Origin of the sequence: Photobacterium lutimaris, from assembly GCF_003025555.1 — a bacterium.
GTDB classification, from domain to species: Bacteria; Pseudomonadota; Gammaproteobacteria; order Enterobacterales; family Vibrionaceae; genus Photobacterium; species Photobacterium lutimaris.
Genome location: NZ_PYMH01000002.1, coordinates 38,192 through 53,969, shown reverse-complemented (window position 1 = coordinate 53,969; position 15,778 = coordinate 38,192). Strand labels below are relative to the sequence as shown.

The 15,778-nt window shown below is 42.0% G+C and carries 19 protein-coding genes; 7 read left to right on the top strand and 12 right to left on the bottom strand.

The window, feature by feature from the left end; genetic code table 11:
• Positions 1-27: 27 nt before the first annotated feature.
• The 8 genes from C9I99_RS05835 to C9I99_RS05795 form a co-directional block, all read right to left on the bottom strand.
• Positions 28-315, bottom strand: coding sequence for a MarR family transcriptional regulator (locus C9I99_RS05835; RefSeq protein ID WP_107348511.1), 288 nt, complete (start codon positions 313-315; stop codon positions 28-30).
• A gap of 61 nt (positions 316-376) precedes the next feature.
• A complete protein-coding gene (locus tag C9I99_RS05830) occupies positions 377-1,027 on the bottom strand; it encodes a site-specific integrase (RefSeq protein ID WP_107347931.1) in 651 nt (216 codons plus the stop codon).
• A gap of 60 nt (positions 1,028-1,087) precedes the next feature.
• Positions 1,088-1,546 (bottom strand): hypothetical protein, encoded by a 459-nt coding sequence (locus C9I99_RS05825; RefSeq protein ID WP_107347930.1) that lies wholly within the window; start codon positions 1,544-1,546, stop codon positions 1,088-1,090.
• Positions 1,547-1,667: 121 nt separating this feature from the next.
• Positions 1,668-2,159 carry a phage major tail tube protein gene (locus C9I99_RS05820; protein WP_107347929.1) on the bottom strand — a complete coding sequence of 164 codons (492 nt, stop codon included), beginning with the start codon at positions 2,157-2,159 and terminating at the stop codon, positions 1,668-1,670.
• A complete protein-coding gene (locus C9I99_RS05815) occupies positions 2,152-2,709 on the bottom strand; it encodes a phage tail sheath protein (protein ID WP_243734686.1) in 558 nt (185 codons plus the stop codon). Before C9I99_RS05815 ends, C9I99_RS05820 begins: the two co-directional genes overlap by 8 nt.
• A 25-nt stretch (positions 2,710-2,734) precedes the next feature.
• Complete coding sequence (locus C9I99_RS05810; RefSeq protein ID WP_243734687.1) at positions 2,735-3,121, bottom strand: hypothetical protein; 387 nt, start codon at positions 3,119-3,121, stop codon at positions 2,735-2,737.
• 402 nt (positions 3,122-3,523) lie between these two features.
• A complete protein-coding gene (locus tag C9I99_RS05800) occupies positions 3,524-4,069 on the bottom strand; it encodes a hypothetical protein (protein ID WP_107347927.1) in 546 nt (181 codons plus the stop codon).
• A gap of 24 nt (positions 4,070-4,093) precedes the next feature.
• Positions 4,094-4,324, bottom strand: coding sequence for a hypothetical protein (locus C9I99_RS05795; protein WP_107347926.1), 231 nt, complete (start codon positions 4,322-4,324; stop codon positions 4,094-4,096).
• 185 nt (positions 4,325-4,509) lie between these two features.
• Between C9I99_RS05795 and C9I99_RS27155 the strand changes: the two genes are divergently transcribed.
• From C9I99_RS27155 to C9I99_RS05775, 5 genes are all read left to right on the top strand, one after another.
• The gene (locus C9I99_RS27155) at positions 4,510-4,797 is read left to right on the top strand and encodes a hypothetical protein (protein WP_166645510.1); all 288 of its coding nucleotides are present in this window, start codon (positions 4,510-4,512) and stop codon (positions 4,795-4,797) included.
• A 102-nt stretch (positions 4,798-4,899) separates the two neighbouring features.
• Positions 4,900-5,826 (top strand): hypothetical protein, encoded by a 927-nt coding sequence (locus tag C9I99_RS05790; protein WP_107347925.1) that lies wholly within the window; start codon positions 4,900-4,902, stop codon positions 5,824-5,826.
• Positions 5,827-6,082: 256 nt separating this feature from the next.
• On the top strand, positions 6,083-6,478 hold the full coding sequence (locus tag C9I99_RS05785; protein WP_107347924.1) for a hypothetical protein: 396 nt from the start codon (positions 6,083-6,085) through the stop codon (positions 6,476-6,478).
• A gap of 88 nt (positions 6,479-6,566) precedes the next feature.
• On the top strand, positions 6,567-6,779 hold the full coding sequence (locus C9I99_RS05780) for a hypothetical protein (protein WP_107347923.1): 213 nt from the start codon (positions 6,567-6,569) through the stop codon (positions 6,777-6,779).
• The gene (locus C9I99_RS05775) at positions 6,763-7,092 is read left to right on the top strand and encodes a helix-turn-helix transcriptional regulator (protein WP_107347922.1); all 330 of its coding nucleotides are present in this window, start codon (positions 6,763-6,765) and stop codon (positions 7,090-7,092) included. The genes C9I99_RS05780 and C9I99_RS05775 overlap by 17 nt, the downstream gene beginning before the upstream one ends.
• A gap of 102 nt (positions 7,093-7,194) precedes the next feature.
• On the opposite strand, the gene C9I99_RS05770 is transcribed toward C9I99_RS05775, so the two are convergent.
• From C9I99_RS05770 to C9I99_RS05755, 4 genes are all read right to left on the bottom strand, one after another.
• A complete protein-coding gene (locus tag C9I99_RS05770) occupies positions 7,195-8,601 on the bottom strand; it encodes an alkaline phosphatase D family protein (RefSeq protein ID WP_107347921.1) in 1,407 nt (468 codons plus the stop codon).
• Positions 8,602-8,750: 149 nt separating this feature from the next.
• On the bottom strand, positions 8,751-9,782 hold the full coding sequence (locus C9I99_RS05765) for an esterase/lipase family protein (protein ID WP_208113456.1): 1,032 nt from the start codon (positions 9,780-9,782) through the stop codon (positions 8,751-8,753).
• A 2-nt stretch (positions 9,783-9,784) separates the two neighbouring features.
• Positions 9,785-12,175 (bottom strand): GMC family oxidoreductase N-terminal domain-containing protein, encoded by a 2,391-nt coding sequence (locus C9I99_RS05760; RefSeq protein WP_107347920.1) that lies wholly within the window; start codon positions 12,173-12,175, stop codon positions 9,785-9,787.
• A gap of 283 nt (positions 12,176-12,458) precedes the next feature.
• Positions 12,459-13,415, bottom strand: a complete 957-nt coding sequence (locus tag C9I99_RS05755) for a tyrosine-type recombinase/integrase (RefSeq protein WP_243734688.1) — start codon at positions 13,413-13,415, stop codon at positions 12,459-12,461.
• A gap of 175 nt (positions 13,416-13,590) precedes the next feature.
• Between C9I99_RS05755 and sbcB the strand changes: the two genes are divergently transcribed.
• Both sbcB and C9I99_RS05745 read left to right on the top strand, forming a co-directional pair.
• The gene (gene sbcB, locus C9I99_RS05750; protein ID WP_107347918.1) at positions 13,591-15,012 is read left to right on the top strand and encodes an exodeoxyribonuclease I; all 1,422 of its coding nucleotides are present in this window, start codon (positions 13,591-13,593) and stop codon (positions 15,010-15,012) included.
• Between the two features lie 213 nt (positions 15,013-15,225).
• Positions 15,226-15,768, top strand: a complete 543-nt coding sequence (locus C9I99_RS05745; RefSeq protein ID WP_107348509.1) for a winged helix-turn-helix domain-containing protein — start codon at positions 15,226-15,228, stop codon at positions 15,766-15,768.
• Positions 15,769-15,778 lie beyond the last annotated feature (10 nt).

The following is a 15,778-nucleotide window of genomic DNA, read 5'->3' as shown; positions in this document are numbered from 1 at the left end:
ACTAATTGTATTAATAAAACACCATTATTATCGCTTTAAATACTGAAACTCAATCCCCCCAGTATCTTGTTTTCCGGTAATCCTACTCAAATATCCCTTTTCTGTGAGCCGTCTTAATAACGAACTCGCCCAAGCAGAGGACAATTCACATCGCTCTGCAATATCACCCGCAGTAACCTCTTCCCCACACCTAATAGACTGAAGCACTCTCAACTGCGTCTTACTCAATTTAACTAAGCCAACTTGATGCGGTACAGCCCGAGCTGCACGAACCAAATTCGGGTCGATTAAGCCGCTTTGAGCCAAATTATCCATATTTTTTATCATCCTCTGAGGTTTAGGATCGGATCGCTTAAGGATCCAGTCGTGATAAGGCTTAGTGGAGGGTTGGTTCTGGAATTGAAATAGGTAATAACCAGTTGTGCCAGCAAGAATTTAGCCATTGATGGTACGTTTTGAGGGCATCTTTCTTCTGCAACTCCATATGAGTGTGAATATATGCCTGGTCAAGCTTGTCGCGAGCGTGATTCAGTAATGCTTCACAAACAATATAGTCGATGCCCAATTCAAGCCAGATTGTCCTTGCCCGCTTCCTTAGGTCATGGGCCGACCACTTCCTTTTTGAGATATCCCTCACCCATGTGCTCGCCGTAGTACTGTGGATCGGCTTTCGGCTTCGTTTGGACAGAGGGAACAACATACCAGTTTGATATCCTTGCACAGCTTGCCACTCTTGGTATGAACGTAAGAGCTCAACCATGCCATCTGTTAGAGGATAGACAACAGGCTTACCGTTCTTGGTGTCTTCTGCAGGAATGGTCCAGCGCTTCTGAGTCAAATCGATGTATTCCCACTTGGCTTTTCTGGTTTCTCCTATCCGGGTACCGTGGGCAATGATTAAAGTAAGCAGCAACCGCTTATCTGGATCCACCTTTTGAATGGCCATCAGCGCTTCAGGAAGTTGATCTGTATTGAAACGGCAACCTCCATAAAAAAAGCCCCTATTGGGGCTTAGTGATAAAGGCATTACTTATGATTAGAAAAACTCGTTAGGATTTTAACTTTTTCACCTAACAATCTAATGCTTTCATTTAGCATCAACCTCCTGAGAGTAATGCTGACCACAGTTGTAGCAATTAAACTCCTTCGCTCTAAAAATAGAAATCATGATGTTTTTAAAGTTCGAATCGCGCTTTTCTTCTGAAAAGTAGAGGCTTCTATTACAGCTATCACATTTTACTTTTAATACGAAATGAACAATTAAAAAACAAGTAAGAAAGGTTGCCAGAACTAAGGTTATAAAAACTGAATTATCAATAAATCCAAAAGAGGTTAATGGCATTATTAAAAGCAATATTGCCAGCAAAATACACATACTGAGTATGGCGTATGCACTATGTACATACTGACTGTTTCCTTTATAAACGATTGTTGTGCAATCACCAGAATCTAAAGATTTGATATATTTATCACTCTTAAGTTGCCACAACCCAAGAATAAGTAAGACAAATAAAACAACCAATATTCCAGATAAAATATATTCCATTAATGTCCTCTAACTACACCCTGTTGCCATGTTAGACATAATATCTAAAAATTAGCTGGTAAGTAAAAATAAGCGTCACATTGCACAATTAAAGTCGAATAAGGGGCATACAGCCCCTCCATTACGACCCAATACCCGCCTCACCCATCAAATCGACACCACCGACAATGGTTTTCCCGGTGTTTACATTGATGTCATGAACAACAGTGCCGGTATCACGTTGGGTATAAGCCTTGCAGGTACCTTCAATAGTGACCGTCGGCTTCTCACCCATTTTCACAGGATCTTTCTTGATCCCAGTGATTGGCCCGTACATTGAATACTCCTCAACATACGCCACACCTTCCGTACTTTTGCCTTTCTCGGTCACATTCACCTGAGCATTACCCATGGTGAACTTACCCAGCGCTTTAGAGAGCGTTCCATGCTCACCGCGAACCTTGAGCGACCAACTTAGCTTCTCAAGCCCAACAGTGTCTTCCGAGACAACAAATGAGCCTTCGTTGTTAGCTAGCTTGGCTTTGATTTCTGGCGGTGTGAAATCAACAATCTCATTCATCAAAGGCACAGATTCTACCTGCGCCTTAATCCGCATGCGAATACGATCAGCCATTTACCACCACCTCAAGCCAAGCTGTAATCAAGCCATTATCTACACTCATCTCATACACCATGTGTTCATTCGGTGAGTAACGGCCATAGTTAACGCACAAGAACCAGCGGCCAGAGATGTAGCTCTCAAGATTGTTCTTACCTGGGTGCAAGAAGGCTTTGAATACAGGAATCACGCCCTGAGCAACCAGGTCTTGTCCCCAGTTGGTCAAGCGATCAATCACCTGCTGCATAAACTCTTCAGTGAGCTGTTTACCCATTAACGGCTGACTGGTTTCTTCCAGCTTTCGCGCCATCAAATCTTCAAGGCCAACATGAGAGATAAAACGCCCGGTATTGGTTCGGTTTCCAATAATGGAATAACCGCCCATACGGGTACGGGCAATGGTCACAACACCGTGCTTATTGAGGAAGTTAGCCTGAGTAGTTTTATCATTGATCTTGTAAGACACGTTACGGGCAGTTTCATCACAAAGCACCGAACGGTTTTGCGGGCTTACCCAACCATCCACAGAAGCCATCGCCGCCACTAACGCAATAGAGGCTGGCATCAATAATTGAGCGCCGTCATAAGTCTTAATAAACCAAGGATCGATTTTGCTTTTTGATTCGGTCGAGGTCGGTTCTATCAATGATGAATTTACTTTTGCAGAAGTTAAGGCAGGCGCGCAGTGTGGTAAAAAGCGAGTTAGCTGTTTTGGGCTTTTCAGCGCCGATATCATCCAGCCATTGCATCCACTCCCTTGCAGGTATGGTTTCGACGTTTCTGTCTGGGAAGGCGCCAAAGTAGTAGTTTCTGGAAAAGGATCGGTAAAGTTCTTGAGTCCCCTTCTTTAAGGTGGGGACATAGTGTTTCAACCAGTAGTTTATGCAGTCATCTAAACTGACGAAATCTTGTTCACCACTACCGCCAACCCCGTTGGCAATTTCTGGATTTCGGCCAGATTCTCTCAATTCCATCATGATTTTATGTTTCCGCCTTGCCTCTTTCAGGCTTGTTGCGGGATACTTAGCTAATCTAAGTTTTAGGTGCTGATGGTTAAAAATATAAGTTGCATCAGAGCTTAAATACCAACCAATTTAAAGCTGTCGTAAGAACAAACACTTAATACCAATGCGATGGCTTCTGGAAACTACTATGAATGATACAAATCAGCCAACCCTGTTTTGGCTGGATTATGAAAATAACAACTCAAGGCATTGATTTAATAAATATATATAGCCATGTAAAAAACCAGGACACATCAAAAAATAAAAAAGGAATCAAACCTTTCACACCTAAAGTTTCGCTCTTGAATTTTTCTATTGCTGAGAGATTAAATACATTTTTATTAAAACCAATCACATGGTATATGTGAAAAGAAATTAATCATTTAACTCTAGTAATTTAGCTATATATTTTTGAGGGTGATTCTCTATCCCTACTACATTAGGCGTCTTCAAGCTAATTGAACGAGCAACCATATCAGTGAAATGTACACAATTTTGCGCAGATAAATTATAAGGATAATCGCCTGTTCGAATTGCTTTTGTATTCATTAACGAATAATCATACATCTTCTTAGATACAGCAACTGCTAGCCCGTTATTGATAGAGCTAATACTCTTTATCCCTTCTCTTTTTAACTTTCCGGGAACTGTGCCAAATACAGTGTCTTTACCACCACTTTTCGGGTACAGGCCAAACGCTAAACTTTCTTTCCACTCTTTGTTAATTCTGTCTCGCACACTCCATATAACAAAAGCATGTCCTGGCACATAATCTCGAGCAACAAATACAATATAGTATCCGTCATTCTTATCCCACGTAGCAGCTCCTTTATCTACTTTTTTGTAGTCAGCTAAAACATCAAAACTTAACAATAAAAAAGTAATAAACAACCATAAGTAATAGTTTCTATTTTTCATCATTAACCAACCAAACTCTAACAATTCCTACCAACTATCCCAGCCGCTATCATCACTACTTGAGGAGCCTGAGTCTGAGCCAGTATCGGTATCTGTATCGGTTTCTTGTTCACTTAAACTAGAAGGCTCACCTGAATCTACAATGGTGTACATTTGCGTACCATCCGGTCCTTCTTCAGGTTCAGTGGTTTCAACAGCCTCACGCATATCGTAGTAAATTTGCTCAAAATCCTGACGACTAATCTTATTATCACTCATTATTGCCTCCAGCCAATAACACCAATTACAATAACCATAGTATTATTGTGGTATAAATTTGAGATGTAAATCACAAATTTATATCGAAATATTAAATCAATAATGCCTAATTATTTTTAAGGCTGTTACGTATAACTCAAATTCCTAAAAATAAATAATGAACTTAAGCATTGTGAGTGTTGGTGGTGACCAAAGAGCTCGAAAAATTTCTATTCCTCACGCTGTCGCCGCGTATGTGTAGTTCAGAGCTACAGAAGAACCCACCTCTTTACCTTTCCTGTCCAACTGAAATATTCCACTACAACCAACTTGTTCAGCACTGTCGAGTATCGCTTGAAGCGTGTATAGGTGATAGGCAAGGTTTGGCCGAACACAGCAAAGCGGTTTCTGTCGTCCACTCTATCCGGCCTTCTTTGCAGCATGGGCACATACTGGGCAACACGGTGTTTGCTGGTTACCCTCCCCGCTGCTAGGTCTTTTTTCGACGTTATAATTTGACAGTTTCAAATCTAAAGACCAACCTTAATATTCACACAATTTATATGCATGCAATCACATAAACTAGGGAAAGTAACATGGTAGATACAGTCAAAGGCACGTTTGAAAACTTAAAGAAAAAGCTTCAAGATGAGTCAATACTTGGTGATACCCCAGGCAGTGAAGTTCAAGATCTCAATAAAGATCCTGCAGCACTAACAAACAATGAAAGCACTGAAAAAATAGGAGAAGTAACCAAAGTACCAGCTGTGAATATTACAAACCCACCAACTTCTAGCGGTACTGTCACTAAAGCTGATACAAAATATATTTTCAATCAAACAGGAAATATACTAATTTCAACAACTGTTGATGGTTCTGATGAGATCTCACAAGATACTCAAGCTACCTTTGAGCAAGTATCTGTTTTCTTTATGGCATTAACTGCAGCTTTATCCAATACAGGTAAAAGTTTATACGATACATCTTCAATAAAAAAAGTTATCGATAGTTCTAAGCTATTCGTTAATGTTACGACAGAAGACTTATCGATTAAGCTCAGCTCTTCAGGGGTTAATTTCAGTAAAGAATTAATCGAATCTGTGCTTGGTTTGGCGACAGGTGATGATTTACCATTTGCTGCTGGTATGATTAATTCAATTGGTAATGCTGGACTATCACTTAGCTCTAAAAGCTCAGATGAAAATCAAAACGTTGGTACAATTATCTTTGTTTGTGAACATTTACTAGGAATGCCAATTGTAAGTGCTCTTTTAATTGAAACGACTACCGCCGAATCGGCTAAAGCTTTTAGCGCGAAACCTTGTATTAGTGGAAATAAACTAGTAGAAGCAATATCAATCACTAAAAATACATTCATGTTTGTTCCACCAACTGTAATCGAAAAATTTGAAACTGGTTTAGAAGAAATACAGCATGATTCAAAACTAGAAAGCTATATTTCTGAACTTGAGGGTTATATTACTCAAAAGCCAGATGATTCCTCAAAGAAAACTACTAGCTAGTTTTTCGTGTACAAACAACAAAAGCCGACTCTCGTCGGCTTTTACTTCCCCTAAGCCACCTCCCTCACTTATTCCTTCTCCCGCTCCACCCTAGCCTACACTGCTAACACCACCTCCGTTCTCTGGCCTACTAACCATGCCACCAACTTGTTCAGACCGTTGAGTAACGCTTGAAGCCTGTATAAAAGGCGCGTCATCTTATTAAGCCAACGAAGAAAGCCGCCACTCGCAGTAATAAAAAGAAAAAGGCGGCAGCATGAATAAAGAAGAGCGCCTTCGCGAACAGGGCCGACGCAGAGCCCAACGTTTTCGTGACAATCAAAAGAGTAATGGTGTGACTAACTTTCCCCTGCCCTTGGAAGAAAAGGAAGTGGGACAGCTCAACGAGATTTGCCGTTTCTTCTCGCAACCAGGTACGCCATGCAAACAAGCTGAAGCATTGCAGTTATTGATCCACCGCGTTCACGCCGAGATTCCGGTGATCAAAGAAAAGCTCGGCACCTGCAAATATTGCGGTGAGTCATTACCCGAAGGCTGCGCCAACTTAAAACAAGGTGGGCTCTTCAAAGGTGATGCCCGTTGCTGGCACACCACCAACAGAGTCAGGATTTTCGTTCCGCTGCCACTACCAAAAACAACGGAGGTTTCATGATGGAATATTTAGCCCCACTCATCTACTCCACCGGATGTGTTGTGTTTTACATCGGTTACCTACTGGCCGCCAGCAAGAGGAATAAGTGATGAGTATAACGATGAGACTTTCATGGTTTAACTGCGCCAAGTGCGATAGCAACAAAATCGAAGTTACCACCGAACAAGGCAATGATGAATGGCTTTATGATGGTGACAAAGCTCAATGTTTAGACTGCGGTGCCACTGGTGAAATTGAAACCGACGGCGGAATAGCCTGGTTCGAGGTGGATAAGGAGCAAAATAATGCACAATTACACTAACTACCCCACTGTTGATGTCTCTTATCGTGTTAAATCAAACATTAAAGTGACACCGTCACCGCTAAAATCTGATAAAAACGATGAGCAATCACTCGAACAATCACAACCTGTACCAACCTTAGATGAGCAGTCATCACCACAACTGATCAGCCACAAGGAAGTGTTGGCCATGTTCCACATCAGCAGCAAAGCCACCATCTACAAGTGGCGTCAAAACCGTGGGTTCCCAGATCCGGTTACACTGATGCCATTGCGTTGGTTAAGGTCAGCGGTTGAAGAATGGAAGGTGAATATTGGGGGCTGTGGGCGGTAATGGAAGGAAAGCGGCCGGGTGGCCGCTTAGGTTAAACATCACTCTAGCAAGGTTTCTCAACTTTTAGCATCTTATTATAAGTTATAAGCTTTTTATAAAAACCTAAAATCTATACACAACTGAGCTCACTTCTTCGCCTTTACGTTCATATACTTTAACCTGTATGCTATCCGTAGATACACTAACTCTAGTAAAGTTATCACCAGAAAAAACATCTGTTACATGCCCAAGACTATAAGCACTGTTATTTTCAGCAGAAGAAACTGAACCTGATAGTTGAAACTGCCGTCTTTTCATATGAGGGTAAGGCCAATAGAACGAGGATGAGATAATTGAGTAAATTTTCAATGAGCCACTATTAGAATTTCCTATATCGAGCTCTGCAGACATAGAACAGTGTACATCACCTGAAAGAAAAACAACTTTTTGTACATTATTGTCACGGATGTAGCTAATTATTTTATCTCTTTGATGCTTATAACCGCTCCACTTATCTTTATTTTCTTTTCTTGTATCTGGAAAAAATGGAACTGAAGTTACAACAAACTTTACCCTTTCAGAACCATCACCTAACCAGTTTAACAGGTCAGCCAATTGAGTATCACTAATAATTTCTTCTACCGCATGATCCCTTTCAGTACGTGTATCTGTTACAAAAAAATCACAACAACCGTCTTTAAATATGTAATAATATTTTTTAGGAGTACCAGTTAACTTTCCATCTTCATTAATTGATAATATTGGACTATGACTGATTTGATATGTTTGATATGAATGGATCGCAGCAGGGTATTTCCACATCATATCTTCTGAATCAGCTTTATTTGGCCAATTATCCTCAATTTCATGATCGTCCAAGGTCATATATGTAGATACTTTACTCATTAACTCTTTGATATATTGTTGGCTAAACACATCACGATACCGAGAAAAGTATTGATCTACATGCTCATCTGGTTTGAAGCAATTAAGATCATCAGCATATATTTGGTCTCCTACCATAAGAAACTTATCTATTGGAGAGCCTTGTTGAATCTGTCTCAAAATAGAACGAAACGTTTTATCTCCCCTATTGTCAAACCAACTTCCACCTAATAAACGTAAAAGATATCTACACGAACCAAATATAAACTGCTTTTCTGAGTAATTATCATTACTAGCTGTTTTAAACTCTCCCTGATCCGCCTCTTTCCAATCCCATCTTTCCGAGAAACGGAATTCATCTAACTCTTTATCAGAAAAAAACCAACCAACTTGATAGACATAAGTTGTGTCTGGTTCTAACTCTTGAAAGATGGCTATACCACTCATATCAAAATTTGGGTTCATCTTAAAAAAAACAGGAGCCTGGTATCTACCACCAACTTCTTTTATCCTTGCGATTCCAAAAGTCCTTCTTAGCGTGCCATTACTAAGTTTTTGATATATAGCGCGCCCCCAAACACGTGCTGTATCAACATCTACGTGTCCAACAATTGGTCCGACAGATAATTTTTCAATTACTGGCATCGTCTTTTCCTCAAGTAACAATGATATTTAATTTTATCGCTGCACGGGTAAATGATTATTAAAAGCTCCTCATTATTGGTGCAATCACATGGGGAATAGTTTAAATGGATCTAGGCAAAATATTTATATAATGCACATTTTAAAAATGCTTAAATTTTACCATCAAGATAAGCGAGCATCTTGGGGAATATATCTTTATCAGCACGCTCTCCAATGAAAATATCCAAATGACTATAATGTTCCAATACCTCTAGCGCGTGATAGTTTGGTCGCAATTTATCAAAAAATTTGAATGCGCGGATCTGACTTTCAGGGAGAAAACATCTGTTAAGCTTTCCTGTGTAAAAAATGAATCGGGCATCAGTTTGCGGTTTGTGGACAGAAAAATCCAATGGTAAGCCTGAAACAATAGGATCATAACTGATTAAATTACCTCTGTGTACACAACGTGCCATTTGCTTGAAAAAGCTAAGTGGCACATCCGCAAACTCCTTTCGCACCCATTCATGTGTTTGTTCATTGATATTTTTATGGCGCCACAATGCAGGACAGCCAGCACCATAGGTAAAACTCACCATCTTACACACATCATTGTCACATTCATGATGACCCATCTTTACCATTGCACGGATGAGTTTAGCAAAAACTGTTGGCGGGTTGTCACCCCAAGCAGGGCTTATAAAAGGTGTCAGTTCGGCAACCAACGGAACAGCATATTTTAATTTTACTCGAGACCATTGTGGAACGATTGTAAAAAGAGAAACAGCATTACTGATAATGGTTTCTACTTGTGGTAGCAGCCCAGCTAGAACCGACATAGTAAAACTAGTTGAGCCTTGGCAGTGAATTATCGCTTTTACCTTACTTGCACCTGTTTCTGCTTGTATTTTCTTTACCGCTTCTGGATGGTCGAAGCAAGCAGCTTGGTCAAGAGTCCATTCATTCGGAGGAAGATCAATACTTCCACGCCAGTTGCTCAACCATACGTCATAACCATGATCTACGAGAGCATGGACAAGATTTCGTCTCACTGGGGGACGAAAGATATTAGCCCTAACACCAGCGCCATGTACTAGAATCACAGGGCCTTGATGAGCCTCCTTAGCACCGCGTACGTTGATCAAATTCAACACCATATTATCTTTAGATGTATAAGGAATGACACGCTCTTCTAAAATCACAATTAGTTCCTTGGTCGTCGATTGCCATTCACACCATAAATGTCCCAAAGCTCACATAAGAAGAATTTTCCAAATTTGCAAATATCTGTGACTGACACCCCCTTACCGGGTCGTTTCGCCTCGATAGTAGTAATTTGTCGCTTCAAATTCCCCTTCGTGATATGGAGGATACCTTTGACGACCACATTTCCAGATTTATCGCCACCTTTCCAGACAGTTATATACAAGGTTGTCGTATCATCCCATATGTCGAAACCAGGATCATCACGAATATCTTTAAAGCCTTCCATATAATAATTTGTCCCTTCAACACTGTGCAAACGCATGCTGTATCGCATCTGTTTAGAGTGATTGCTAGTCGGACGGAAAAGGTTAAAGTGACCATCACTAGTGCTCATGGGCTCACTTGAAAGTACAGGTATGCTGACTGTTCCAAAAAGACCAGCAGTATGGCTATGTTCTTTCAACATTAAGTCTAAGTCAGTACTATGAATCGTCAGAACAAAGCTAGCACTTAGATTCTTTTCTTCACCATGCCTCTCAGCTTCCTTATAGTCATTCAGCTTATAGTCGGAAACATGGCCAGACATTTTCTCAGTAAACTGGAGGGCGCACTTATCAAGTTCATCACGCTCACCGTCAAATTTAGCAGGCCCTTCATCCATACCATAGTCGATAATCCAATTACGCTCTTCGGCAAGCAGGGCTACATTACGCTCAGCCAAAGCAGTGATGGTTAACAACGGGTTCACACCCAACGATCTTGGCATTATTGATCCGTCGCTAACATATAATCCGTTATGTACTTCTTGACCTGTATTAGAGTTGAAAACTCTCCCCATGTGGTCAACTACCCCTTCTAGTGCATTATCAGCAGATGCGCAACCACCTAACGGATGAACTGTAATTAAATTAAAATCGAACAATTCCGTAAACAATGGATTGGGTACGTACGTACCTCCATCGGCACTAGTAGCGGTTTTCAGGTTCTGCTCAATAGCCTTTAAGAGAGGTTTCTTGGCTAGGTTACTACATTTAAAGATGATGGTTTCTTCACTTGGATCTAGCTCAATACACCCATTTGAATTATCGTGAGACATTACCAAGTAGGTTTGGGTATTAGCGATTGCTCCACCATAAGCACTTGTGATGAATTTACTTTCCAATTCACGCGCTTTCTCCTTTATCCGATCCCAAAAACCACGGTCGGTATCAACACCAGATAATGCTGCTGCTACACTAAAAGCGGCAGGTAAAGTGGGTGCTAAAGCACCGGGAAGACTACCTTCTTCAATTATCATACCTTGTTGTACATCGCCTGTATCACGCAAGTCTATAGCACTGGTGATGCAGGGACCACAAGGTTTATCATTAACAGACATATCACGTTTACCGGCTCCGATACCATTGATGATTTTATCCATGTTGTAACCAAAGGCTAACACATCACCGTTACCAGTGAAGCCCTTGCCCAACTTAGATGAAATAGTCAGCCCTTTAATACGCGAGCGTAACAATAATTCATTTGTTCCTAAGGTGCCGGCCGAAACAATTACTACGTCGGCAGTAATAAACTGAAGTGGTGCGTTGAATTTATCTCGATGGCAGCCTATTGGCTGATAATACACAGCCCAACAGTTTGATTTGGGTAAAACATAACGTACGTCTAAGCTACAATAAATTTCGGCGCCATGGCTTCGTGCATCAGGAATATAGTTTTTTGTCAAAGTATTTTTCGAGCCAAAATTGCATCCTGAAACACAGTCACCACAACCGTTGCATGCCGTTTGTTTAACACCCACGTGATTAACTCCATCATCAAAGCTTACATTGATGGGAGTAAATTTCCACTTACCTGCCTCGCCTAACTTCGATGCTGAGTTTTGCAAACTATTGTGCTTATATAGATTTGGTAGATTTTTTGGATAAGTGCTCGGTTTCAACATTTCCAGAGCACGTTCGAAACCTTTCGCTAATCCACCGTGTAAATCATCAACCAAAGCCAGCGGCCAACCCATTTTTTTTGTGAATAATCGCTCATCTGCCCTCAGAGAAACACTTGCATTCACCTGAGATGTGCCCCCCAGAGCACACCCACTAAACACCGAAATATCATCCTGATAGCGTATATGATATAGAGCATCCCGCTGACCCACATGACCAACTGGTGAATCCATTTGTAAAGTTGAAAGTGCAGAGCTAACTGAGTTTGGAAATTCACCGCTTGGAATTTCTCTACCTCTCTCCAGAACACATACTCGTACTTTTGAGCCATCTGATTTACTCGCCCTTGCAAGACGTGAAGCATTGACAGAACCGCCATATCCAGAACCAATAATTATGACATCGTAATGCGCTTTCAATTGAGATATAGAGGAGGAAAAAAGAGCCATTATCAATACTCCATATAGAGTTTTTATATATACATATTTTTTATCAACCAATAAAATAGTTAATTAACAACTAAAAATTTCCTGAATCTCTTTCTTGTTCCTTATCTCAATGTTGCTTTCAGAATTACTTTAACGTTCATGCCTTATATGCCCGTAAGACAATAAGAAAATGAGTAATCAAAATTGACTATCTTTCTGACACCTTGATCAAAGTTATTTTCATCAAGAACCTTTCAATTCAAAACAAATAAAATATAGCTCAAATCGAAACTTTATGTACCTTTTAGTCCAGAAAGTTTACCAACCTCTCCGCATACTTCTCATACCCCTCCAACTGCTCATCTAACCAATCATGCTTGTTGTACACGGCCAGTACCCCACCCAGCTCATGGCCTAGCATCTTCTCTACCACATGTGGCATTACTCCAAGCTCTGACGCACCTGTAGATAGCGAACGCCTGAAATCATGAGTACGCCACTCTTCTAATGGCAAGCTTGCGCGTATACGCCGTATATAGCGGTTGGCGGCTGAAATGGTAATTGGGGTGTTGAGGTCTTGCCCTGGGAATAACACATCATCGTAAGTTTCCATGACACGTTCTAGTATGGCCCGAGCTTTGGTGGGGATTGGTCGGCGGATAGGCTTATTGGTTTTGCTCAACTCTTTGGGGACTGTCCAAATGCCGGCTTTCATGTCGAAGTGGGATCGCCTTGCTAGTCGCAGCTCTGAGAGGCGATTTCCCCATAGCATGGTGAGTTGATGGAGGGTTTTGTTTGCAGTGCTGGCGCGGCTACGCTCGATGGCTAACCAAATTTGCCCTAGTTCGGACCAGGTGGGTACGCGGCTTCCGTTCTCTGGCCTCATCCCAACGTTTTGCTTTTTAATTCTGTCGAGGTCGGTTCTATCAATGATGAATTTACTTTTGCAGAAGTTAAGGCAGGCACGAAGCGTGGTAAAAACGGAGTTGGCCGTTTTGGGCTTTTCAGAACCTATGTCATCTAGCCACTGCATCCACTCCCTTGCAGGTATGGTTTCGACGTTTCTATCTGGGAAGGCACCAAGGTAATAATTTCTGGAAAAGGATCGGTAAAGCTCTTGCGTCCCCTTCTTTAAGTTGGGGACATAGTGTTTCAACCAGTAGTTTATGCAGTCATCTAAAGTGACGAAATCTTGTTCACCACTACCTGAAACACCATTAGCAATTTCAGGATTTCGGCCAGATTCCCTCAATTCCATCATGATTTTATGTTTCCGCCTTGCCTCTTTAAGGCTTGTTGCGGGATACTTAGCTAATCTGAGTTTTAGGTGCTGATGGTTAAAAATATAAGTTGCATCAGAGCTTAAATACCAACCAATTTAAAGCTGTCGTAAGAACAAACACTTAATACCAATGCGATGGCTTCTGGAAACTACTATGAATGATACAAATCAGCCAACCCTGTTTTGGCTGGATTATGAAACCTTCGGTGCCAATCCGGCACTAGATCGCCCATGCCAGTTTGCCGGTGTACGTACCGACATGGACATGAACATTATCGGTGAGCCGCTGGTGATCTACTGTAAGCCACCTGTCGACTACCTGCCTTCGCCTGAGGCCTGCCTGATCACAGGGATCACACCACAGGAAGCGCATGAGAAAGGCTTGTCTGAGCCTGAGTTTATTGCCCAAATCCATAAAGAGCTGTCAAAGCCGAATACCTGTGTGATTGGCTATAACAATGTACGCTTCGATGACGAAGTCACTCGCTATACCCTCTACCGTAACTTTTACGACCCGTACGCCTGGAGCTGGCAGAATGGTAACTCGCGCTGGGACCTGCTCGATATTATGCGTACCTGTTATGCACTGCGTCCAGATGGTTTGAACTGGCCAACCAACGAAGACGGCCAGCCAAGCTTTAAGCTTGAAAAGCTTTCGGTAGAAAATGGTATCGAACACGCCAATGCGCACGATGCGATGGCCGATGTCTACGCCACCATCGAATTGGCAAAAATCATCAAGCAAAACCAGCCTAAACTGTTTGATTACTTCTTCAAGCTACGTAACAAACGTAAGCTTCAGGAGCTGGTTGATATCGTAGAGATGACACCGCTGATGCATGTGTCAGGCATGTTCGGTGTCGAGTGTGGCAATACCAGCTGGATTGTGCCAATGGCCTGGCACCCTGATAACAAGAACGCCGTTATTACGGTGAATCTAGCAATGGACCCTACTCCGCTTATCGAGCTCTCTGCCGATGAGTTGCGTGAGCGTCTGTATACCAAACGTGCTGAACTTGGTCCTGACGAAAAGCCTGTACCACTTAAGCTTATTCATCTTAATAAGTGCCCGGTACTTGCTCCGGCGAAAACCCTGCGCGCCGAAGATGCGGCCCGTATTGGTATCGACCGTGAAGCTTGCCTGAAAAACCTCGCGACGTTAAAAGCACATCCGGAAATACGTGAAAAGCTGCTGGCGATTTATAGCGTCGAGCGCGAGTTTGAAAAGAAAGATAATGTCGATGCCATGCTTTATGACGGCTTCTTCTCAAATGCCGATCGCTCTACTATCGATATCATACAGAAGACGCCAGAAGCCGAGCTTGGCAAGTTGGAGTTAAATGTTAGCGATAAACGTATCAAGCCATTGCTGTTTCGCTACCGTGCCCGTAACTTCCCAATGTCGCTTGATTTCCAAGAGCAACAACAGTGGAAACACCACTGCCAGGACTTCTTCGAAGAAAACCTGCCAAGCTATATGGAAAACCTCGAAGCGGTTGCCATGGAGCACCAGTCAAACGAGAAGAAGATGAAAATCCTAAAAGCTGTCTACGATTACGTACAAACACTCGTATAAGTCAGACAATGAAGCGGAGTCTTGTTATTCCGCTAGTCTGCTGATATGGAAAGACAAATTTAAAGCCCCTTGAGCTGATACAGCCAAGGGGCTTTTTAACATTCATGATTCTTTTATGTAAGATTGCGCAACTGGGCATGAGCACCAACACTAAATAGTGACGGATATTAAATTGTCATTCATGGATTCGAAAGGTGAATTGTAGTGATTGATATGACAACACAATCTTTAACACGCTGTTTCCGGTTCCCAGACGTCGACTTCGAGCCAGATGTACACCTGCTGGTGTGGCGAGACAAAACAGAAACACCACTCACGTTGCATGAGTCTCGGTTACTCGAGGCATTGTGCTATTGTGCCGGGGAAGTGATCAGCCATGAGCAGTTGCACAACAAAACGTTCAGCCACCTTGACCCTTATGAAGACGGCACCGATCAACACTACGACCTTAACAACATACTCAAGCCTTTAGCAGCAAAGCTAAACCTTCAGGGAAAAATGGCTATCCCTATCGAAGTGGTTCCCCATTATGGCTTTAGGGTGCCACTGCCTGAAAAAACCTGCCGACTGGTCCATGAACCAGACGAAACTAAAGGCGAAGAGGCCCCTCCTTCAGAGATAGACAACGAAGATAGCGAATTTAGATCGGCTACCGAGGAGATAGTCAAAACCAGTGTGATACACAAAATCTCTGTCGTCATATTGACATTGCTGGCAGTGGGTATCATTACCGCTTCATTTTTGGAGTATTTATAACGTACCAAAG